The 19509-nt window shown below is 63.2% G+C and carries 17 protein-coding genes and 3 pseudogenes; 12 read left to right on the plus strand and 8 right to left on the minus strand.

Features of this window, described 5'->3' with window-relative positions; translation table 11 throughout:
* Window positions 1–125: 125 nt before the first annotated feature.
* A pseudogene (locus tag ACPDZI_RS18855) lies at window positions 126–1000 on the minus strand (LysR substrate-binding domain-containing protein).
* A gap of 127 nt (window positions 1001–1127) precedes the next feature.
* Between ACPDZI_RS18855 and ACPDZI_RS18860 the strand changes: the two are divergent.
* From ACPDZI_RS18860 to ACPDZI_RS18875, 4 genes and pseudogenes are all read left to right on the plus strand, one after another.
* A complete protein-coding gene (locus ACPDZI_RS18860) occupies window positions 1128–1529 on the plus strand; it encodes a CidA/LrgA family protein (RefSeq protein WP_011707491.1) in 402 nt (133 codons plus the stop codon).
* The gene (locus ACPDZI_RS18865; RefSeq protein ID WP_024944703.1) at window positions 1522–2211 is read left to right on the plus strand and encodes an LrgB family protein; all 690 of its coding nucleotides are present in this window, start codon (window positions 1522–1524) and stop codon (window positions 2209–2211) included. Before ACPDZI_RS18860 ends, ACPDZI_RS18865 begins: the two co-directional genes overlap by 8 nt.
* A gap of 96 nt (window positions 2212–2307) precedes the next feature.
* Window positions 2308–3221 (plus strand): annotated as a pseudogene (locus ACPDZI_RS18870) (hypothetical protein).
* A gap of 76 nt (window positions 3222–3297) precedes the next feature.
* Window positions 3298–4176: a hypothetical protein gene (locus ACPDZI_RS18875; protein WP_438834595.1), complete on the plus strand. Its 879-nt coding sequence runs from the start codon at window positions 3298–3300 to the stop codon at window positions 4174–4176.
* Window positions 4177–4259: 83 nt separating this feature from the next.
* Here the strand turns inward: ACPDZI_RS18875 and ACPDZI_RS18880 are convergent, their stop codons facing one another.
* Window positions 4260–5498 carry a multifunctional CCA addition/repair protein gene (locus ACPDZI_RS18880; RefSeq protein ID WP_016352105.1) on the minus strand — a complete coding sequence of 413 codons (1239 nt, stop codon included), beginning with the start codon at window positions 5496–5498 and terminating at the stop codon, window positions 4260–4262.
* A gap of 271 nt (window positions 5499–5769) precedes the next feature.
* Here ACPDZI_RS18880 and exeA point away from each other — a divergent pair.
* The 5 genes and pseudogenes from exeA to mltC all read left to right on the plus strand — a co-directional run bounded on the left by exeA (window position 5770) and on the right by mltC (window position 10825).
* A pseudogene (exeA, locus tag ACPDZI_RS18885) lies at window positions 5770–7415 on the plus strand (type II secretion system protein ExeA).
* Window positions 7415–8095, plus strand: a complete 681-nt coding sequence (exeB, locus tag ACPDZI_RS18890) for a GspB family T2SS assembly factor variant ExeB (protein ID WP_276845463.1) — start codon at window positions 7415–7417, stop codon at window positions 8093–8095. The pseudogene exeA and the gene exeB overlap by 1 nt, the downstream one beginning before the upstream one ends.
* A 197-nt stretch (window positions 8096–8292) precedes the next feature.
* Window positions 8293–9354: an A/G-specific adenine glycosylase gene (mutY, locus tag ACPDZI_RS18895; protein ID WP_187268936.1), complete on the plus strand. Its 1062-nt coding sequence runs from the start codon at window positions 8293–8295 to the stop codon at window positions 9352–9354.
* A gap of 8 nt (window positions 9355–9362) precedes the next feature.
* On the plus strand, window positions 9363–9635 hold the full coding sequence (locus tag ACPDZI_RS18900) for an oxidative damage protection protein (protein WP_005305420.1): 273 nt from the start codon (window positions 9363–9365) through the stop codon (window positions 9633–9635).
* A gap of 89 nt (window positions 9636–9724) precedes the next feature.
* Window positions 9725–10825: a membrane-bound lytic murein transglycosylase MltC gene (gene mltC / locus ACPDZI_RS18905; protein WP_005305423.1), complete on the plus strand. Its 1101-nt coding sequence runs from the start codon at window positions 9725–9727 to the stop codon at window positions 10823–10825.
* Between the two features lie 67 nt (window positions 10826–10892).
* Here mltC and ACPDZI_RS18910 read toward each other — a convergent pair whose 3' ends face one another.
* The gene (locus tag ACPDZI_RS18910) at window positions 10893–11273 is read right to left on the minus strand and encodes a YgiW/YdeI family stress tolerance OB fold protein (RefSeq protein ID WP_024944710.1); all 381 of its coding nucleotides are present in this window, start codon (window positions 11271–11273) and stop codon (window positions 10893–10895) included.
* Between the two features lie 245 nt (window positions 11274–11518).
* On the opposite strand from ACPDZI_RS18910, the gene ACPDZI_RS18915 reads away from it, so the two are divergent.
* Window positions 11519–12535 (plus strand): SGNH/GDSL hydrolase family protein, encoded by a 1017-nt coding sequence (locus tag ACPDZI_RS18915; protein WP_187268937.1) that lies wholly within the window; start codon window positions 11519–11521, stop codon window positions 12533–12535.
* A gap of 59 nt (window positions 12536–12594) precedes the next feature.
* Here ACPDZI_RS18915 and ACPDZI_RS18920 read toward each other — a convergent pair whose 3' ends face one another.
* The gene (locus ACPDZI_RS18920) at window positions 12595–13329 is read right to left on the minus strand and encodes a substrate-binding periplasmic protein (RefSeq protein WP_438833620.1); all 735 of its coding nucleotides are present in this window, start codon (window positions 13327–13329) and stop codon (window positions 12595–12597) included.
* A gap of 232 nt (window positions 13330–13561) precedes the next feature.
* Between ACPDZI_RS18920 and ompA the strand changes: the two genes are divergently transcribed.
* A complete protein-coding gene (gene ompA / locus ACPDZI_RS18925) occupies window positions 13562–14620 on the plus strand; it encodes a porin OmpA (RefSeq protein WP_039214073.1) in 1059 nt (352 codons plus the stop codon).
* A gap of 86 nt (window positions 14621–14706) precedes the next feature.
* On the opposite strand, the gene ACPDZI_RS18930 is transcribed toward ompA, so the two are convergent.
* From ACPDZI_RS18930 to ACPDZI_RS18940, 3 genes are read right to left on the minus strand one after another with little or no spacing between them, the layout of a single operon-like run.
* Complete coding sequence (locus tag ACPDZI_RS18930; protein ID WP_146062740.1) at window positions 14707–15276, minus strand: PqiC family protein; 570 nt, start codon at window positions 15274–15276, stop codon at window positions 14707–14709.
* On the minus strand, window positions 15276–16922 hold the full coding sequence (pqiB, locus tag ACPDZI_RS18935) for an intermembrane transport protein PqiB (RefSeq protein WP_017409490.1): 1647 nt from the start codon (window positions 16920–16922) through the stop codon (window positions 15276–15278). Before pqiB ends, ACPDZI_RS18930 begins: the two co-directional genes overlap by 1 nt.
* Complete coding sequence (locus ACPDZI_RS18940; protein ID WP_268032103.1) at window positions 16915–18195, minus strand: paraquat-inducible protein A; 1281 nt, start codon at window positions 18193–18195, stop codon at window positions 16915–16917. The genes pqiB and ACPDZI_RS18940 overlap by 8 nt, the downstream gene beginning before the upstream one ends.
* Window positions 18196–18372: 177 nt before the next feature.
* Here ACPDZI_RS18940 and hfq point away from each other — a divergent pair, with 177 nt between their 5' ends.
* Window positions 18373–18735, plus strand: coding sequence for an RNA chaperone Hfq (hfq, locus tag ACPDZI_RS18945; RefSeq protein ID WP_011707507.1), 363 nt, complete (start codon window positions 18373–18375; stop codon window positions 18733–18735).
* A 137-nt stretch (window positions 18736–18872) separates the two neighbouring features.
* Here hfq and ACPDZI_RS18950 read toward each other — a convergent pair whose 3' ends face one another.
* Window positions 18873–19463, minus strand: coding sequence for an HAD family hydrolase (locus ACPDZI_RS18950; protein ID WP_049046126.1), 591 nt, complete (start codon window positions 19461–19463; stop codon window positions 18873–18875).
* Window positions 19464–19509: the final 46 nt, after the last annotated feature.

Genomic DNA, 19509 nt, shown 5'->3' on the forward strand with positions numbered 1-19509 from the left:
ACAACAGCGACTCTCCCACCTGGCTGCCAGCGCATCTGGAATACTGTCGAAACCGTGCGCCGCGCTCCGTCCATACCTGCTTTATCGCCAGCGCTGAACCGGTAGCGAAACACCTGGAAAAGGTGTCAACGTGGCTCGCGGCAGAGCGCCAGCCAGGCCTCGGCGGTGCGGGAGAGGTAGCGTTCGCTCGGCCAGATCACCCCGAGCCGCCAGCTCAGCTCGGGCACCAGCGGCCTCAGCACCAGGCCGTCCGGCGCCAGCCGCCGGCAGATGGGCTCGGGCAGAAAGGCGACCCCCATGCCGCTACGCACCATGGCGGTAAGAAAGTCCCACTGGCTGCTGCGCGCCGCCACCTGGGGCTCGAAGCCGGCCGCTCGGCACGCCTGCTCCAGCCGCTCGCTCAGGGTGAAGGCCTGGGTGTAGAGCAAGAAGGGCTCGTCGCAGAGCGCCTCCAGCCGGATTTCAGAACAATCCCGCCAGCACGGCAGGTCGGGCAACACCACCTGGATCGGGTACTGGTCCAGCTCCAACGCACTGAGGGCCCCCCCTCTTTGGTCGGCAGCATGGTGATGGCGAGATCCAGCTCCCCTTCCAGCACCGCCTGCTCGATGCGCCGGCCGCCGTACTCGACGATGGAGAGTTCGACCTTGGGGTAGCGACTGCGGTAGGCGCGGATCAGATCGGCATAGACGTGACCCACCATGGGCGGAATGCCGAGCGCCAGCCGGCCGAATTGCAGGCTCTGCAGATCGGCGAGTTCCGCCTCCAGCTGCTGCATCTCGGCCAGAATGGTCTGGGCCCGGTTGAACAGCACCCGGCCGCTGTCGGTCAGGGTGAAGCGGCGCCCCGCACGGCTCAGCAGCGGCTGACCCAGCTCCTCCTCCATATTGCGGATCATCTTGCTGATGGTGGGCTGGGTGACGAACAGCTTCTCGGAGGCGCGGGTGAAGCTTTGCTCCCGCACCAGTTCGACAAAGTAACGCAGGGCGCGGATGTCCATGACTCTCTCCTGGCGGACGGCAAAACCTGATCATGCCTCTTTGGCATGATTTTGATAATTTAAATTCATTTTTTGCAGGTTTGGCCTCTCTCTATACTGTGAGCAAGTTCACAGAAAGACCTAGATCATGAAAGCCCTCTGCATTCGCTGGTTCCAGACCCCCTTCCAAATCGCCCTGCTGGCCGCCATCTGGCTGCTGGCGGATCTGGCGGTACGTACCTTCCATCTGCCGCTGCCTGCCAACCTCACCGGCATGCTGGCACTGCTGGCCTTGATCCTGCTCGGCGTGGTCAAGACCCACTGGTTCAGCGCCGGCGCCCGCTGGTTGCTGGCCGAGATGCTGCTGTTCTTCGTGCCGGCGGTGGTGGCAGTGGTCAACTATCAGGATCTGCTGCTGCAGGAGGGATGGCGCATCATGGTGGTGCTGCTGCTCAGCACCATACTGGTGCTCGGCACCACAGCGCTGGTGGTGGACCGGGTCTATCGCCTTGAGTTGAAACTGGCCCGCCGGAGTCGTCGTCATGTCTGATACCTTGCTCGGCCTGCTCTGCTTCGCCCTCACCCTGCTGTTCTACTACGCCAGCAAGTGGCTCTACGGCAAGAAGCGCATCCTGCCCTTGATGCCGCTGCTGCTGGCCCCCACCCTGCTGGTGGCGGTGGTGATGCTGTTCCACATCCCCTATCAGGACTACATGGCCGAATCCCACTGGCTGTTGTGGCTGCTGGGTCCGGCCACCGTCGCCTTCGCGGTGCCGGTCTACGAGAACCGCCAGCTCATTCGCCGCCACTGGCTGTCGCTGTCGGTAGGGGTCGTCGCCTCGGTGGTGATGGCCGTGGGCAGTACCGTGCTGCTGGCCCGCTGGCTCGATCTCTCCGACATGCTGCAGCGCAGTCTGGCGATGCGCTCCATCACCACCCCCTTTGCGGTGGAAGCGACCCGCGCCATCGGCGGCCAAACCGATCTCACCGCCCTGTTCGTGGTGCTGACCGGCGTCATCGGCATGGCCGTCGGCGAGAGTGTGCTCACCGTGCTGGCCATCCGCAGCCGGCTCGGCAAAGGGGCGGGGTTTGGTGCCTCGGCCCACGGCGCCGGCACTGCCAAGGCTTATCAGATGGGCAACGAGGAGGGGGTGGTCTCCAGCATGGTAATGATGATCGCCGGCATGGTGACTGTGCTGCTGGCCCCCCTGCTCGGCCAACTGTTCTGGTAACCAGCCCGTCGGTAAAAGCCGCGTTTCCCGGTCCCAGGACCCCAGCCTTGACGCCACAGCCGCTACACTCAACTCAATGTGACAGCAGTGAGCGGTATGATGAACCACAGAGTGATGATCCTCGGGCTGCTGGCCGGCAGCCTGTTCTTCTCCCCCTTCTCTCGGCCCTGGACATAGTGACCCACGTCAGCCCGGAGAGTGAGCGGGACATGCGCACCCTCTATGGCCAGCAGCTGCTGCAGCTGGCGCTGGAGAAGACCCGCGACAGCTTCGGCGACTACGAGTTGCGTCCCGCCCCGCCCATGAGCCGGACCCGGCTGCGTCAGGTGCTGCAGTACAACCTCTACCCCAACCTGCTGGCGATTGACAGCTTCCCGCGCCCGGAGGGCAGCCACGACCTCGACTATGTCCGCTTTCCGGTGGATCTCGGCATCCTCGGCTATCGCATCTGCTTCGTCAGCCCCGAGCAGCAGCAAGCCGTGGCCCAGGTACGAGTTCTGCACGACTTGCAGCAGTTCAGCCATGGGCAGGGCCGCGGCTGGCAGGATGCCGACATACTGCGCAGGGCCGGTTTCAAGGTACAGGAGGTTGAGGGATACGAGCGGCTGTTCAAGCTGGTGGTGCGCGGCCGGGTGGATCTGTTCTGCCGGGGAGCCAATGAGCTACTGACCGAGCTGGATACGCACCGGGATCTGGAAAAATTGACGGTCGACCAGCATCTGGCGCTCTACTACCCCTTCATCCACCTCTTCTACAGCCACAAGGACAACCAGCACGCACTTCGCCGGGTCCAGGCCGGTCTGCAACTGGCCTGGCGGGACGGTTCACTGCAGGCGCTCTGGCTCAAGACCTTCAAGCCGGCGCTGGATTTCGCCAGGCTGGACCAGCGGCTGCTGTTCAGGCTGGACAACCCCTTGCTGCAGGGACTCGACTTCGATTACCAGCCCTACCTTTACGATCCCCTCACCCAGCGCTTCGGACCCGGCGAGCCGGCCAGCGGCAAGCAGTGACTCTGGCGGCTCCCCGCTCACCGCCGGGGAGAGCCACTACACTCAGAGGAGTCTCACCCTTTCACAGGAGCTCATGATGCACTGGACCCCGCTGCTCGCCCTGCTGCTGGCACTGCCCGTGCTGGCCAGCCCGACCCTGTTCACCTACATGAGTCCGGAGAGCGAGCACGATCCCAGAAGCACCTATGATCGCGAGCTGCTGCGCCTGGCACTGGAAAAGACCCGCGTCAGCCATGGCGACTACCGGATGCAGGCCGCGCCCCCCATGACCCTGGCCCGGATGTGGGTCAGCCTGCGCTTCAACGACTACCCCAACCTGTTCGCCATGGACAGTTACCGCTCCGACCGGGACATGAGCGGCATCGACTACGTGCGCTTTCCCATCCACCTCGGCATCGTCAGCTACCGCATCTGCTTCGTCAGCCCCGAGCAGCAGAGCGCCGTCGCCGGAGTGACCAGCCTAGAAGGGCTCAAGCGCTTCGACATCGGTCAGGGCAAAGGCTGGCTCGATGTGCAGATCCTGCAGCGAGCCGGTTTCAAGGTGCAGGAGGTGGAGGGCTACGAGCAGTTGTTCAAGATGGTGGCGCGTAGCCGTTTCGCACTCTTCTGCCGCGGGATCAACGAGTTGCCCCAGGAGAAACTGAACCACCGGGATGTACCCAGGCTGGTGATGGATGAGAACGTGGCGCTCTACTATCCGCTGCCCAGGGTCTTCTTCACCCACAACAGCAACCGGCAGGCCATCACCCGGGTACAGCAGGGGCTCAAGGCAGCCTGGCGCGACGGCTCCCTGCAGGCGCTCTGGCTGAAGACCTTCAAACCCTCCCTGAGCTTCGCCCACCTCCATACCCGCCGGCTGTTCCGGCTGGAAAACCCCTACATCAAGGGGATCGACTTCAACTATCAAGCCTACTTCTACGACCCCGTGCAGGAACGCTTCGGCCCAGGTGAATAGCCGCTCGCAGTGCAGGCGCAGCAATGAAAAAGCCCGGGTCATTGACCCGGGCTTTATTGTCCATGCCTCGTCTCCACACCTCGTCAATCCTCGAGGAAGGTCCACTCATCGCGCACCCGGCTGATGGCATCGAGCCGCCGCTTGGCCAGCTGCTCGCGAATAGCCTCCCCCTTGAATCCGGCTGCCACTATCTCCTTCACCGGCACGGCCTGGGCCGCCGCCAGCGCCTGCGCCACATAGTCGGGTTCGGCATAGACCCGCTCCTCGAAGCCGGTGCGGCCGTGGAAGTCGGCGCGGCAGGCGTCCAGCAGCTGGGCAAAGCGCTCCGGCCTGCGCCAGGCATCGGCCTTGTCGAACACCTTGAGCAGGGTTGCGGGCTTGAGCTCGAAGGCGATGTGGATATGGGTGTGCAGGTCGCTCACCAACAGCGCCAGATCGCGGCACTCGTTCGGTACCCGGAACCGCTCGCAGAAATCGCGGATGAGCGGCAAGCCCTTCTGGCCATGGCCGTGGTGGCTCGGCCAGAACTCCGGGGGGGTCAGCCCCTTGCCAAAGTCGTGGCACAGCGCCGCGAAGCGCACCGCCAGCTCGGGGGAAAGCCGGCAGGCCTGTGCCAGCACCATCATGGTGTGGATGCCGGTATCGATCTCCGGGTGCCACTTGGCGGGGGCAGGCACCCCGAACAGGGCATCCAGCTCGGGGAACAGCGCAGCCAGGGCGCCGCACTCGCGCAACACCTCGAAGAACACCTGTGGGGTCGGTCCCAGCAATACCTTCTCCAGCTCCTTCCAGACTCGCTCCGGGGTCAGGTGAGCCAGCTCGCCTGCCTCGGTCATCTCGCGCATCAGCGCCAGCGTCTCGGGGGCCACCACGAAGCCCTGGGCGTGGAAGCGGGCGGCGAAGCGGGCCACCCGCAGAATGCGCAACGGATCTTCGGCAAAGGCGGGGGAGACGTGGCGAAGCAGCCGTTGTTTCAGATCCTCGATGCCGCCATAGGGATCGTGCAGTTGCCCCGCCTCATCCTCGGCGATGGCGTTGACGGTGAGATCCCGGCGCAGCAGATCCTGCTCCAGCGTCACCTCCGGCGAGGCGTGGCAGACGAAGCCGGTATAACCGCGACCCTGCTTGCGCTCGGTGCGGGCCAGCGCGTACTCCTGTTGGGTCTTGGGGTGCAGGAACACCGGAAAATCGCGGCCCACCTGGGTAAAGCCCAGCGCCAGCATCTGTTCCACGGTCGCCCCGACCACCAGGTGATCCCTGTCGCCCTGCGGCAATCCCAGCAGGCGATCCCGCACTGCGCCCCCAACCAGATAAGTCTGCAAGCTGTGTCTCCCTTGATAAACCTGTCCCGATTATACCGGTTTGGCCGGTGGAGACTATGGCGGCCCCCATTCCCCGTCGGAGGGACGAGCCCATGACGGCCCAGTGAGAGGCAAAACGCCCCTCGCCACCAGCCTCGCCAGCCAACCCGGTGGCGCCCTTTCTCCCGCCGGCAAATCAGGGTGCGCGCTGGCCCCCCTTATGGCATCCGGGTCTTTGACATCCCTTTGGGGAGGCTTTAACCTGCCGCCCATAACAACGGAATGGATCCTTATGTACACACAGTTCTTCGGTCTGTCGGAGCACCCGTTCTCCATCTCGCCCAATCCCAAATACCTCTACATGAGTGAACGCCACGGGGAAGCCCTCGCCCACCTCAACTACGGGTTGCAGGATGGGGGCGGCTTCGTGCTGCTGACCGGGGAAGTGGGCACCGGCAAGACCACCGTCTCTCGCTGCCTGTTGCAGCAGTTGCCGGCCGAGACCGAGATCGCCTACATCCTCAATCCATCCCTGACCGAACGAGATCTGCTGGCGGCCATCTGCGACGAGTTCCAGCTGGCCTATGGCCAGGAGGCCGGCCTCAAGCAGTTGTTCGACCTCATTCGCGATCACCTGCTGGCCAATCTGGCGGCGGGCAAGCGCAGCGTGGTGCTGGTGGACGAAGCCCAGCACCTGCTGCCCGGCGTGCTGGAACAGCTGCGCCTGCTCACCAACCTGGAGACCGATGAGAAGAAGCTGCTGCAGGTGGTGCTCATCGGCCAGCCCGAGCTGCAGCAGATGCTGCGCCAGCCCCTGTTGCGCCAGCTGGCCCAGCGCATCACTGCCCGCTACCACCTGCTGCCGCTCTCCTGCCAGGACGTGGACGCCTATGTCCGCTTTCGCCTGCAGGTGGCTGGCTGCGTGCAGCCCATCTTCACCCCCAAAGCGATCCAGACCCTGCACCGCCTCTCCGGCGGCATCCCGCGCCTCATCAACCTCATCTGCGACCGCGCCCTGATCGCCGCCTTCGCCCGCGGCAGCCACAAGATAGTCCACGGCGACATCAGCCTGGCGGCCTTCGAGGTGAGCGGCATCCGTGACGAGGGCACCTGGCAGTCCGGCTTGATGGTGGCGCTGGTCGGCGCCTTGCTGGTGGCCACCGGCTGGTGGGGCTGGCAGTTCTTCGGCTTCTTCCCGACCCGCCCGGTGGTCACGGTGGAGGTGCCGGTCAAGGTGGACGACACCCCGGAGCAGCAGGAGCAGCTGACCCGCGCCATCAATCAGGCGCTGGAACCGGACAGCGCCATGCAGAATCTCTACAAGGTGTGGGGCTACCAGACCGAGCTGGAAGAGGCGACCTGCGACAACGCGCCGCGCGCCGGCCTGCGCTGCCAGGAGGGCGAGGCCTCCCTGGCCGATCTGCAGGCCCTGCAGTATCCCGCCCTCGTGAGCCTGACCGACGAGACCGGCGGCACCTATTACGCCACCCTGGTCAACCTCGGGCCCGACAAGGCCAACCTGCTCATCGGCAACCAGAGCTGGCAGGTCGACAGACAGTGGCTGAGCGATTACTGGGGCGGCAGCTACACCCTGCTGTGGCGTATGCCCAAGGGGGGGTCACCCTGATCGGCAACAACGCCGGCCCCAGCCAGGTGCAGTGGCTCGACAACGCCCTCAGTCGGGCCCTGCAGCAGCCGGATCGCAAGGTCCGCCGCTTCGATGCCGAGCTCAAGACCAAGCTGCAGCAGTTCCAGCGCGCCCAGGGGCTGAACCCGGACGGCATCGCCGGCAGCAACACCCTGCTGCGCCTCAACGTGATGGCCGGCGAACCCATGCCGAAGCTGGAAGACCCAGCCCAGCGGGCCAGCAAGCCGGCCAAGCTGGATCCGGCAGAGGATGACGATGCCATCAACACACTGTCGGAGGAGGCTTCCTGATGTCCACCCTGCTCAAGGCGCTGCGGCGGGCCGACCAGCCCCAGTTCACCCCGCACATCCCGGCGATGGGGCTGCCGGTCAGCCAGGAAGAGGAACAACCCAGGCGCTGGATCTGGTGGCTGCTGGCCCCGCTGGCACTGGTGATGGGGGCCGCCGCCAACTACGGCTGGCATCTGCTCAACAACCGCCCCATCGAGAAGACGGTGGAGGTGAAGGAGGTGGTGACGCCGCCCTTCGTGCGCGTCGAGCCCAGGCCGATGATCACCCGTCCGCTGCCACCGCCGCCGCCCGAACCCGTGGTCATCCCCAAGGCCGATGCCCAACCCGCACCGGCACCCGCCGACAGCAGCCAGGGGCTGGCCGAGCGCATCCTCAATGCCCTCAACAACACCCCGTTGCAGCAGAGCACGCCACCGCAGGTGCCGGCCGAACTGCAGGCCACGCCGCTCAGCGCCCTGCCGCAGGCGCTCCGCCAGCAGGTGCCGCCGCTGGCCTACGGTGCCCACGTCTTCTCCTCCAACCCGGCCAACCGGGCCGTGACCCTGAACGGGCGCACCTACCGGGAAGGCAGCGAGGTCGCCCCCGGCGTCACCCTGCTCACCATCGCCCAGGATTACATCATCCTGCAGGTGGGCGGCCAGAACGTCAGCCTCAAGGCGCTGCAGGACTGGCGCGGCTGAAGCGCGCCCCTGCCAGCCCGAGACTGGCCACCATTTCAAGAGGGAGCCTGAGAGCTCCCCTTTTTAATCAATAACATGAGAACAACGTGAGCAATCCGATCAACACCATCTTCGCCAACCGGGCGTTGCACTGGTATCAGCGCCAAGACCGCTACACGTTAGTCAATTTAGTTTTAAATCAATAATATGAGCATAATGTGAACAACTCAGATAACGTGACCTTCGCCACCAGGATCCTGGACTGGTATCAGCTCCACGGCCGCAAGACCCTGCCCTGGCAACAGGAGAAGACCCCCTACCGGGTCTGGGTCTCGGAAATCATGCTGCAGCAGACCCAGGTCGCTACGGTCATTCCCTACTATCAGCGCTTTATGGCCCGCTTTCCCGACGTGCTGGCGCTGGCCGACGCCCCCATCGACGAAGTGCTGCACCACTGGACCGGGCTCGGCTATTACGCCCGCGCCCGCAACCTGCACAAGGCGGCCCAGCAGATCCGCGACCTCCATGGCGGCCTCTTCCCGGAGCGGCTGGAGGAGGTGATGGCGCTGCCGGGCATCGGTCGCTCCACCGCGGGCGCCGTACTCTCCCTCTCCCTTGGCCAGCCCCACGCCATTCTGGATGGCAACGTGAAGCGGGTACTCACCCGCTGGCTGGCCCTGCCCGGCTGGCCCGGCCAGAAGCAGGTGGAGAACGATCTGTGGGAGCTGGCCACCCGCCTCACCCCCAAGCTCGGGGTGGCCCACTACAACCAGGCCATGATGGACATGGGGGCCACCGTCTGCACCCGCAGCAAGCCCGCTTGCGAGCGCTGCCCGGTGCGGGAGGATTGCCAGGGGCTGTCGCAGGGCAACCCCACAGCCTACCCCAACAGCAAGCCCAAGAAGAGCATCCCGGCTCGTACCGGCATCATGCTGCTCATCCGCCACGGCGATCAGCTGCTGCTGGAGAAACGGCCACCGCAGGGGATCTGGGGCGGGCTCTACTGCTTCCCCCAGGTGGAGTCGGACACCGAAGTGGCGGGGCTGTTGCAGCGGCTCGGCCTGACCGGCAGCGAACCCCGTGAACTGGCCGGTTTTCGCCATACTTTCAGCCACTTTCACCTCGATATCCGGCCCATGCTGATCGAAACCGACGCACCGCCGGCCCCCCTGCTCATGGAAGCGGATAACCGACTCTGGTATAACTTACGCCATCCTGCAGAGGTGGGTCTGGCGGCTGCCACGGCCCGTCTGCTCGCCTATCCGGACTTACAACCATAGAGGTCAACATGAGTCGTACCGTATTTTGCCAGCGCCTGAAAAAAGAGGGCCCGGGTCTCGATTTCCAGCTCTACCCCGGTGAACTCGGCAAGCGCATTTTTGACAACATCAGCAAGGAAGCCTGGACCGAGTGGCAGAAGAAGCAGGTGATGCTGATCAACGAGAAGAAGTTGAACATGATGAACCTCGAACATCGCCAGCTGCTGGAGAAAGAGATGGTGAACTACCTGTTCGAAGCGGGTGAAGTGGCCATCGACGGTTATACCCCGCCCAGCAAATAATCCGTGAACGGGGCCGGCACAGGCCGGCCCCGCCGACTCACGGCAACGACGGAAGTGACGGGCGGCCCGCCGCCCAGTTTGAGGACTCTATGGGCCGAATTTTCTGGCTGCTGTGCACCCTGCTGTTTCTCTCTGCCTGCTCATCCTCCCCCAAGCCCAATGGCAACGAGGATGACGATCTCGTCAACGGCAAGGACATCCGCGGTTTCGAACACATGATCAGCGCGCTCTCCCACAACGTGAACGAGATATGGGGGCGTGAGGCGCTGTTTGCGGGCAAGTTTGACTACGTCAAATACACGGATCAGTACAAGAGCCGGGCCCACATCGACTTCTCCAGCGGCCACATCATGGTCGAGACCGTCTCCGGCATCGACCCGCGCTCCCATCTGCGCCGCGCCATCATCGAGACCCTGCTTACCCCGGACGATCCGGCGGAAGTGGATCTTTACTCCGACGCCGAGATCCTGCCCGGCGGCGAGCCCTTCCTCTACGGCCAGGTGCTGGACAACCAGGGCCAGCCGATCCGCTTCGACTGGCGCGCCGAGCGCTATGCCGACTACCTGCTCAACACGGCGATGAAGAAGCGCACCCTCGGCATTCGCACCATCTTCTTCGTCGACATCCCCATGGTCGCCAACCACGAGGATCGACGGGGCTACAAGTACGCCAGCCTGATCCGGGAAGCCTCCCGCAAGTACGGGGTGGCCGAGAGTCTGATCTACGCGGTGATCAAGACCGAGAGCAGCTTCAACCCCTATGCGGTCAGCCATGCCAACGCCTACGGCCTGATGCAGGTTATCCCGGCCACCGCCGGACGGGACGTCTACGTGCGGGTCAAGGGCAAGAGTGGCCAGCCGACCCGGGAGGACCTGTTCAACCCGGCCTACAACATCGACGTCGGGACCGCCTACCTGCACCTGCTACAGACCGTCTATCTGGTGGATATCCAGGATCCGCGCTCACGCCGCTACGCCGTCATATCCGCCTACAACGGCGGCGCCGGCGGGGTGCTCAACACCTTCTCCAGCGACCGCAAGGCGGCGCCCGGCATGATCAACCAGCTCTCGCCCGAGGCGGTGTACCAGATCCTGACCGAGCAGCACCCCAAGGCGGAAGCCAGACGCTATCTCTACAAGGTCAATCAGGCCGAGAAGGGCTTCAAGCGCACGCTGGCCCGCACCGGTTAAGCAGACCAACAGCAAAAGGGCGCCTCATGGAGGCGCCCTTGTTACGTCTGGCGTAGGTGTTCAGGCCTTACTTGGCGATGAACCCGCCCTTGCTCTGCGGGGCGGCGCCCACCTTCTCCAGGCTCTCCACCTCCACTTCGGTCTTGTTCCAGCTGTGGTCCACCTCACCACGGATGCGGATCAGATCGTCCGGGCCCACCTCGGTGCCGCGCCACACATCCTGATCCACTTCCACTTCCACCTCGCCACTGGCGTCGCGGAACAGGTAGTTCTCGCCGCCCAGGTGCTTGACCAGCTTCCCTTCCAGGGTGGCCCAGCTGTCATCGGCCAGATCCTTCAACTGCGCGACGGACACCTTGTTCTGCTCCTGCGGGCCGGTATAGGCCGCCATGGCGAAAGAAGAGATGGACATCAGGGTCAACAGACCGATTACGCTTGCCTTGTTCATTTCATGCTCCTGTCATTGGGTACGGGAGCAGTGTGCCGGCCGGTGCGTGAAACAAACGTGAAGCCTCCCCATCTGGGGGACAGCGGTGTGACCGTAATCGATTTAATCCATATCGCATACTGTGAAATTAAATTCGGCTAGATACCCTGCAAGATGGCAAAACAGCTTCCCAGCACCTTTGCCTATCGAGGAACAGCCTGCAGGCCTGCAGGCACCACCTGCTTCCAACCAATGAGAACAACAAGATGAAGAAATGGTTTGTGTGTTTATTGGGACTCTTCGCGCTGACAGTTCAGGCAGCCGACAGTCGCCCCGCCTTCTCCCGGATCGTGATGTTTGGCGACAGCCTCTCCGATACCGGCAAGATGTACAGCAAGATGCGCGGTTACCTCCCCTCCAGCCCTCCCTACTATCAGGGCCGCTTCTCCAACGGGCCGGTCTGGCTGGAGCAGTTGACCAAGCAGTTCCCGGGGCTCACCATCGCCAACGAGGCGGAAGGAGGTGCCACTGCGGTGGCCTACAACAAGATCTCCTGGAATCCCAAGTATCAGGTCATCAACAACCTGGATTACGAGGTGACCCAGTTCCTGCAAAAGGACAGCTTCAAGCCCGATGATCTGGTGATCCTCTGGGTCGGTGCCAACGATTACCTGGCCTATGGCTGGAACACCGAGCAGGATGCCAAGCGGGTGCGCGACGCCATCAGCGATGCGGCCAACCGCATGGTATTGAACGGCGCCAAGCAGATTCTGTTGTTCAACCTGCCGGATCTGGGCCAGAACCCCTCGGCCCGCAGCCAGAAAGTGGTCGAGGCGGCCAGCCATGTCTCCGCCTACCATAACCAGCTGCTGCTGAACCTGGCACGCCAGCTGGCCCCCACCGGTATCGTCAAGCTGTTCGAGATCGACAAGCAGTTCGCCGAGATGCTGCGCGAGCCGCAGAACTTCGGCCTGAGCGACACCGAGAACGCCTGCTACGGCGGCGGCTATGTGTGGAAGCCGTTTGCCTCCCGCAGTGCAGCCAGCGTCGCCAGTGACAGCAGCCTCTCCGCCTTCAACCCGCAGGAGCGGCTCGCCATCGCCGGCAACCCGCTGCTGGCCCAGGCCGTTGCCAGCCCCATGGTGCGGCGCAGCGCCAGCACCCTCGACTGCGAAGGCAAGATGTTCTGGGATCAGGTGCACCCCACCACCGTCGTGCACGCCGCCCTGAGCGAGCGGGCCGGCGCCTTCATCGAGACTCAATACGAGTTCCTCCCCCACTGATGAAAAAGGGCCGACGACAGTCGGCCCTTTTTGTTGTGCGGCCCCGGCGGGCCCACCGCTCAGCGGTAGCGCTTTACGATGCCATCGTAGATGCCGTTCTGCTTGATGGTGGCCAGCGCCTCCTGCAGCCGCTTAATCACCTCGGGCGACGTCTTCAGACTCGCCGCCACGTACAGATCGCCCCCGGTAAAATCTTCGATGTCGTGCACTATCTTGAGAGACTCAGGCCCATAGCCAGCCTGGCGCGCGTAGTAGTTGGCCGTCTCCTGCGATACCGGCCAGAGATCGATGCGCCCCATCAGCAGTTTGAGCATGTTGGCCTCGTGGTTGTTGTTGCGCTGCAGGTTGGAGAACTTGCGACCGATCAGGTACTGCTCCAGCGCGTCGTTGCGCACCGTACCGATGGACCAGGTCCGCGCCTGCGACAGCTGGCTGAACGGCTTGATGTCGTCCCGCTTGGCCAGGGCGAAGACGTGAAAATTGATGCGCGCTATCACCCCGATCCACTGGAACTGCGCCTCGCGCTCTGGGAAACGGCTGATGCTGTAGATGAGCACGTTGGGGCGGCTGCGCGCCAGCGAGATGGCCCGTGCCCAGGGGTAGATGTCCAGCGTGTATTCGAAGCCGGCCTGCTCCAGCATGGCTTCCACCACCTCGGTGCCGAGCCCTTTGACGTCGGCCTCCTCCAGATAGTTGTAGGGTGCATAGTCCTCGGTCACCACCTGCAGAGTCTCGGACGCCCAACCCGGCGCCAGCCACAATACCCAGCACAGCCATATCCATCTGATGTTCATGCCCACCTCGCAGCAAACTCGCCTCGGTTAACTATCGTGCTCCCTCGCCAGAGCGCAAATCACAGCGGCAAATTGCAGCAATAACAATCACATTATGTTTTATATCAGTTGGTTGAGAACCTGCTTAAAACGACTACCCTTAATCTGTTGTGGCTGTGCTATAAGCCCCGACCCATAAGGAGAGGCGACCCTGTCCACCTCCCCCCACAATATGAAATTGCAGAGGCTCAACATGAATAAAACACTGATTACCTTGCTGGTTTCAGGCTTGCTTGCGGCCAACGCCCAGGCAGCCGGACAAGACAATACCTGGTATGGCGGTGCCAAGCTGGGTTGGTCCAACTTCTATGGCGTCGATCACAACCAGGATATCAAGGACAACTACGCCATCAGCGAAGAGGACAAGAATGACGTCGGCGCCGGCGCCTTCCTCGGCTATCAAATCAACCAGAACCTTGGCGTCGAGCTCGGTTATGACTGGCTCGGCAAATACAAATACACGGCGACCGACAAGCTGGTCCCCACCGACATCAGCCGGGACGAGCTCAAAGCCCAGCTGGCACAGCTCACCCTGAAGATCGGCCTGCCGGTCAGCGAGAGCCTGGATCTCTATACCCGCCTCGGTGGCGCCTACGCCTGGACCGACAGCAAGCAGCTGGACAATGACAACGGCGCCGCCTTCGTCGGTGCCCTGGGCGCCGAATACGCCTTCAACCGCGACTGGGCTGCCCGTCTCGAGTACCAGTACACCACCCCGCTCGGCGACAAGGCGCTCGACAAGACCGGGGCCGAACTCGACAACGGCCTGCTGGCGGTCGGCGTGGTCTATCGCTTCGGTCAGGTAGCCCCCGTGGTAGCCGCGCCGGTGCCGGCCCCGGCGCCCGAGCCGGTGGTGGTCGACAAACAGTTCACCCTGAGCTCGGACGTGCTGTTCGACTTCAACAAGGCCACCCTCAAACCGGCCGCCGGCCAGGCGCTGGATAACCTCTACAGCCAGATTGAGCAGGCCAGGCCCAAGGATGGCGTCGCCACCGTGATCGGCTATACCGACCGCATCGGCTCCGATGCCTACAACCAGAAGCTCTCCGAGCAGCGTGCCCGGACCGTCGCCGACTATCTGGTAGGCAAGGGCCTGCCGGCAGGCAAGGTCAACGTGGAAGGTCGCGGCAAGGGCAATCCGGTCACTGGCGACAGCTGCACCAGCAAGTCCAAGAAAGAGCTGATCGTCTGCCTGGCCCCGGATCGTCGGGTTGAGGTCAAGGTCGAAGGGATCTCGGAAGTTCAGCAGTGATCCTCAAGCGTGGCTGACAGCCACGAATGAAAAAACGGGAGGCCAAGGCCTCCCGTTTCATTTTGGGTCGATGCATCGGTAAACCGTCAGGCACTCTTGCGCACCTCTGTCGCAATCTGGTCGAGCAGTTGCTGCCAGCCAGCTCCCAACTCGCTTACCAGAGTGCCGTAGCCATCGGCCGGCAACACCCGCACCTGCTGGAAGGGAACGTCACGCAGTACAGTGCCCTCTTCGGTCAGCAGGCGCCAGCGGCCGCTCAGCACGGCACGACCGTCGTGGCGCCCCTGGAAGCGCTCCACCGAAATGGTCAGCACCGGCCCCTTACGGGCACCGTCCTGCCGTACCACCCAACCCGGCAAGCGGCTAGAGAGGCCGTTCAGGGTCAGCTGATCGAGCTGGGCATCCAGCGACCCCGCCCAGCGATGGTACTCGGCGAAGTGCAGCTCCTTGCCCTCCAGCTGATAGACCAGGCTCATCCGATCCAGCTGGCCGGACAGGGACACCGGCTTGAGCACCAGCTGGTGCTGCGGCTGAGCCACCACTGCAGTCGGTTGCTGCACCTCAGCGTCGAGGGAGTAGTAGTGGAGTTGCGTTGGCGCAGAACTGCAACCCGCCAGCAGGCCCAGCAAGGCCAGCGCCATCATCTGTTTTTTCATCATTGACCTCGCTTGGGCTCGGGATCACGGGGACGAGCCCGATCGAAAATCAACGAGCTCGGCTGCTCGTTGAGCGAATGCACCAGCGGCTGCAACTCGCGCATCAGCTGGTTGAGCGACTGCACCGACTGCCGCAGATCCTGATTGGTCTGGGAGTTGGCGTCATACTCCTGCAGTGTGCTCTGCAACTGCTTCAGGCTGTCGTTGAGGGACGCCGGCAACTGCTGGGTCGCACTCTGACCGGTGAACTTGTCCAGGTTGGCGCTCACCGCGCTGACGTTCTTCAGGGTCTGCTCCAGGGTCACCAGGGTGTGGTTGACCTGGTTCAGCGTCTTGGCGGTGTCCATATCGACGAACTTGTCGAGGATCTGGTTTACCTTGCGCTCAATCTGATCCAACCCAGCCTGCACGGTCGGGAACACCTGATAGCCCGCCAGCTTGGTGGGCTGGAACTTGGGCGCATCCGGATAGAAGTTGAGATCCACCACCTTGCCCCCGGTCAGCAGGCTGGAAGTCTTGAGCGTCGCCCGCAACCCCTCCTTGAACTGCCGGCCGAACAGCGCCCGCCACTGCTCCTTCTCCGCATTGGCATAGCGGTGAGAGAGGCGCTGCACCTCGATCCGCGCCAGTACCGGGATCTGCCTGCTCTGGAACATCTGTACCCCTTTCTCATCGATGAGATAGGGGGCCGAGATGACAGTGCCGACCCGGATGCCACGATACTCCACAGCCGCACCCGGGTGCAGGCCGCCGACGCTGTCCTCGAACAGGAACACGTAGTCGATGAACTGATCCAGGCTACCGGCCAGTACGCTGGCCTGATCCTGGAACAGGGTGAAGTCGTCCATCTGCTTGACCGGCTCGCCGGGCGCCCAGCCGGGCGGCAGCCCCATGGTGATGCCACCGTCCAGCAGGCTCTCCAGCGAATCCATCTTCACCTTCATCCCCTCGCTGCTCATGGAGACTTCGAAACCCGGGGTCATCCAGAAGCGGGAGTTACTGCTCACCAGCACGTCATAGGGGGCGTTGATGAAGATCTGATACTGCATCTCGCTCTTCTCGGGCAGGAACTTCGCCTCTTCCACCTGGCCTATGGTGAAGCCCTGGTAGTTGATGGGCGAGCCGACCCCGAGCGCCCGGGTGTCGCGGCTGCTCAGCGATAATCGCAGCCCTTTGGCGTCCTGCGAGGCCAGTGGCGGCTTGTCCAGCATGGCGTACTCGTCGCGCGCCTTGCCCTTCTTGCCGGGTGCCAGTTCGATGTAGGCGCCGGAGAGCAGGGTGCCGAGGCCGGAGACCCCCTCCCGACCGACTCTGGGCTTGACCACCCAGAACTGGCTGTCCTTCTTGAGCATGCCGGCGGCGGCGTTGGTCAAACGGGCCTTGAGCACCGCATGGCTGTAGTCCTCGCTGAGCTCCACCGCCTCGATGCGGCCCACTTCCACCTCGCGGGAGCGGATCACCGTCTTGCCCGCCACTATGCCTTCGGCCGTCGCCACCGTCAGGGTGAAGCTGGGACCTTGTGAATACCAGTGCTGGAACAGCATCCAGATCCCGATGAACAGCGCCAGCAGCGGCACCATCCAGATAGCGGCGGCCGAGCTCAGAAAATCAGAGCCGGGTTTCCACCTTTTCTTACGCTCACTCACGTTCGCGTTCTCCTTGTTGTAAATCCCAGATCAGGCGGGAATCGAAGCTCATGGCTGCCACCATGGTGATCAGCACCACACCCGCAAATGCGACGGCCGCAGGGCCCGGATAGATGGTCATCAGGTTGTCGAGCCGGATCAGGCCCGCCAGGATGGCCACCACGAAGACGTCGATCATCGACCAGCGTCCCACAAATTCAGTCATGCGATAAAGCTTGAGCTTGCCAAGGGGCGATGCCCCCTGGCCGCGCTGCACCATGTAGCAGAGCCACAGCAGCGCCAGGATCTTGACCAGCGGCACCACCACGCTGGCGAAAAAAATCACCGCGGCAATCGGATAGGAGCCCATGGCCCACAACAGCACCACCCCGCCCAGAATGGTGGAGGGACTGTCATCCCCGAGGAAGACGGTATCCATGATGGGATAGAGGTTGGCCGGGATGTAGAGGATCACCGAGGTGAAGAGCAGCGCCCAGGTCCGGTTCAGCCCACCCGGTTTGCGGCTGTGCAGATGATCGCCGCACCGTTTGCAACTGTCGGCACCGACCTCGCTCAGGGCACCGCAGATGTGGCAGCCCACCAGCCCGGAGGCCATGGCGCTGGCCTCGTCATCCTCCACCGTCAGCCCGTGCAGCTCGCTCGGCCCGAACAATCGTTGCCACAGCCACATCCGGTCCAGCGACGAGATCATCTTGATCAGCAGTACCGTGTAGCCGACGAAGGCCCAGAACGACAGGCCCATCTTGATGTCGGCCATTCCCATCAGCTTGACCAGCGAGATGAGCACCCCGATGAGGAAGACGTCCACCATCAGCCAGGGCTTGATCCGGCACAGCAGCCGGCCGAGGGAGCGCAGGGCGTTGCTGTGCAGATCCTTGTCGACCCGCCACAGCACCAGCATGATGGAACCGATATAGACCAGCGGCAAGCCGATCAGGGTCAGGCTCAGCACGGCCCCGAGAAACAGGTAGCCCTGATCCACCAGGGTGGTGATGCACTGCAAAAAGGTCATCTCCTGCCCCACCCCCTTAGCGGAGAAGGACATGAAGGTAAAAGAGTTGGAGAGCACGAACATGATGATGGCCGCAAAGCCGTAGGCGATGGGCCTGCGCTCCTGCTCCGGCAGATGGCGGCTCAGGGTGTGACCGCAACGCGGGCAACTGCTCGCCTCCCCCACGGCCAGCGTGGTGGCCGGCACCAGCAGGTCGCACTCTTCGCACGCGGTGGCGTCATGGGTATAGGTGGGTTGGTGTTGGTGTGAAACCGGATGCAAGATGAAACCCCAGCATGAGGCCCGCCACGGGGCCAGAGCCGCCAATTATTACAGCAGCGGCCCGCGCCGACCAGCCCTGTCGTTGCACCAACCGGGTCAGGTGTGAGAATGACTTTGACAAGCTAGTGACCATTTAGCACAATCAAACGCCACTTTTTTTCCGCGGGACAATAATTTATGACAACTGAATCCCCAAGCTACTCCACGATTGAGCAAGCCTTCTCCCTCGGGAACGGGCAAGATTCTGCACTCAACTGGTTGCGCAAGAATCGCAGTCAGGTCGCCATCTTCCTGGTGAGCGGCATCAAGCTGGAGGGGACCATCAGCGGTTTCGACCAGTACAGCGTGCTGTTGACCGATGCCCACGGCAATCAGCAGCTGGTCTACAAGGCCAAGATTTCCACCATCGCCATGCACTCCGGCCGCCCGCAGGTCAGCATCCAGCGTGCCCGCAAACCCCGCGTCTCCATGGCGCCGCGCCCCCACGGCGCCCCCGGTCGTTATGACGACAACCAGGGCGGCGGTAGCAGCGAGCAGTAATGCACTTGCCTGAGTCATCCCGACGCCATTGCTGCGTCAAAGGGTGACCGAGTCCATTCTCATGTATCATGTCTGTCCCGTATGAGAATGGACTCCACTCTTCCTCCCAGTGGATCCATCTGTTTTCTCTCTTCCCTTCAATACTGCAAGTCGACCGGTCTGCCATCCCTGACCATGCAGGTCTGCATCCCCGCAGCCTGACCGGCCTGCACGCCAATCCCCGTATCCTCGAATACCAGACAGCCTGCCGGCTCGACGGCCAGTCGACGTGCGACCAGCAGAAACGTATCGGGATGGGGTTTGTGCAACTCCACATCGTCGGCGGTCACCACCACGGGGAAGTAGCGATCCAGCCCGGTGTTGCGCAGTACGGCCTCCGCATTGATGCGGGGCGAGCCGGTGCCGATCCCCATCGGGATGCGGCCATGATAGCGCTCAACCAGTTCCAGCATGGCCGGGAAGACGGTCGCCTTGTGCAGGTTGGCCACATAGTGTTCAGTCTTGCAGCGGGTCACGATGAGCGGATCCAGGGCGATCTGCTGCTGCTCGGCCACCAGCAGGGCGATTTTGCGGCTCGGCATGCCGCCCAGCTCATAGAACCAGTCGGCATCGAAGTGAAAGCCAAATTCGCGGGCCGTGTGCGCCCAGGCGGCGAGGTGCAGCGGCATGGAGTCCACCAGGGTGCCGTCGAGGTCAAATACCAGGCCTTGAAATCCGGATAGGGTCATGTGCGGAGTCTGTCTCTGAACAAAGGGCCCCCATTCTAGCCAGAGC

The sequence above is a fragment of the Aeromonas oralensis genome, assembly GCF_049665575.1.
Classification (GTDB): domain Bacteria; phylum Pseudomonadota; class Gammaproteobacteria; order Enterobacterales; family Aeromonadaceae; genus Aeromonas; species Aeromonas hydrophila.

What these genes read in the sequence shown, in the direction of transcription:
- ACPDZI_RS18860 (WP_011707491.1), top strand. Translation starts at nt 1,128, where the DNA reads ATGAAAGCCCTCTGCATTCGCTGGTTCCAGACCCCCTTCCAAATCGCC.
- ACPDZI_RS18865 (WP_024944703.1), top strand. Translation starts at nt 1,522, where the DNA reads ATGTCTGATACCTTGCTCGGCCTGCTCTGCTTCGCCCTCACCCTGCTG.
- ACPDZI_RS18875 (WP_438834595.1), top strand. Translation starts at nt 3,298, where the DNA reads ATGCACTGGACCCCGCTGCTCGCCCTGCTGCTGGCACTGCCCGTGCTG.
- exeB (WP_276845463.1), top strand. Translation starts at nt 7,415, where the DNA reads ATGTCCACCCTGCTCAAGGCGCTGCGGCGGGCCGACCAGCCCCAGTTC.
- ACPDZI_RS18900 (WP_005305420.1), top strand. Translation starts at nt 9,363, where the DNA reads ATGAGTCGTACCGTATTTTGCCAGCGCCTGAAAAAAGAGGGCCCGGGT.
- mltC (WP_005305423.1), top strand. Translation starts at nt 9,725, where the DNA reads ATGGGCCGAATTTTCTGGCTGCTGTGCACCCTGCTGTTTCTCTCTGCC.
- ACPDZI_RS18910 (WP_024944710.1), bottom strand. Translation starts at nt 11,273, where the DNA reads ATGAACAAGGCAAGCGTAATCGGTCTGTTGACCCTGATGTCCATCTCT.
- ACPDZI_RS18915 (WP_187268937.1), top strand. Translation starts at nt 11,519, where the DNA reads ATGAAGAAATGGTTTGTGTGTTTATTGGGACTCTTCGCGCTGACAGTT.
- ACPDZI_RS18920 (WP_438833620.1), bottom strand. Translation starts at nt 13,329, where the DNA reads ATGAACATCAGATGGATATGGCTGTGCTGGGTATTGTGGCTGGCGCCG.
- ompA (WP_039214073.1), top strand. Translation starts at nt 13,562, where the DNA reads ATGAATAAAACACTGATTACCTTGCTGGTTTCAGGCTTGCTTGCGGCC.
- ACPDZI_RS18930 (WP_146062740.1), bottom strand. Translation starts at nt 15,276, where the DNA reads ATGAAAAAACAGATGATGGCGCTGGCCTTGCTGGGCCTGCTGGCGGGT.
- hfq (WP_011707507.1), top strand. Translation starts at nt 18,373, where the DNA reads ATGACAACTGAATCCCCAAGCTACTCCACGATTGAGCAAGCCTTCTCC.
- ACPDZI_RS18950 (WP_049046126.1), bottom strand. Translation starts at nt 19,463, where the DNA reads ATGACCCTATCCGGATTTCAAGGCCTGGTATTTGACCTCGACGGCACC.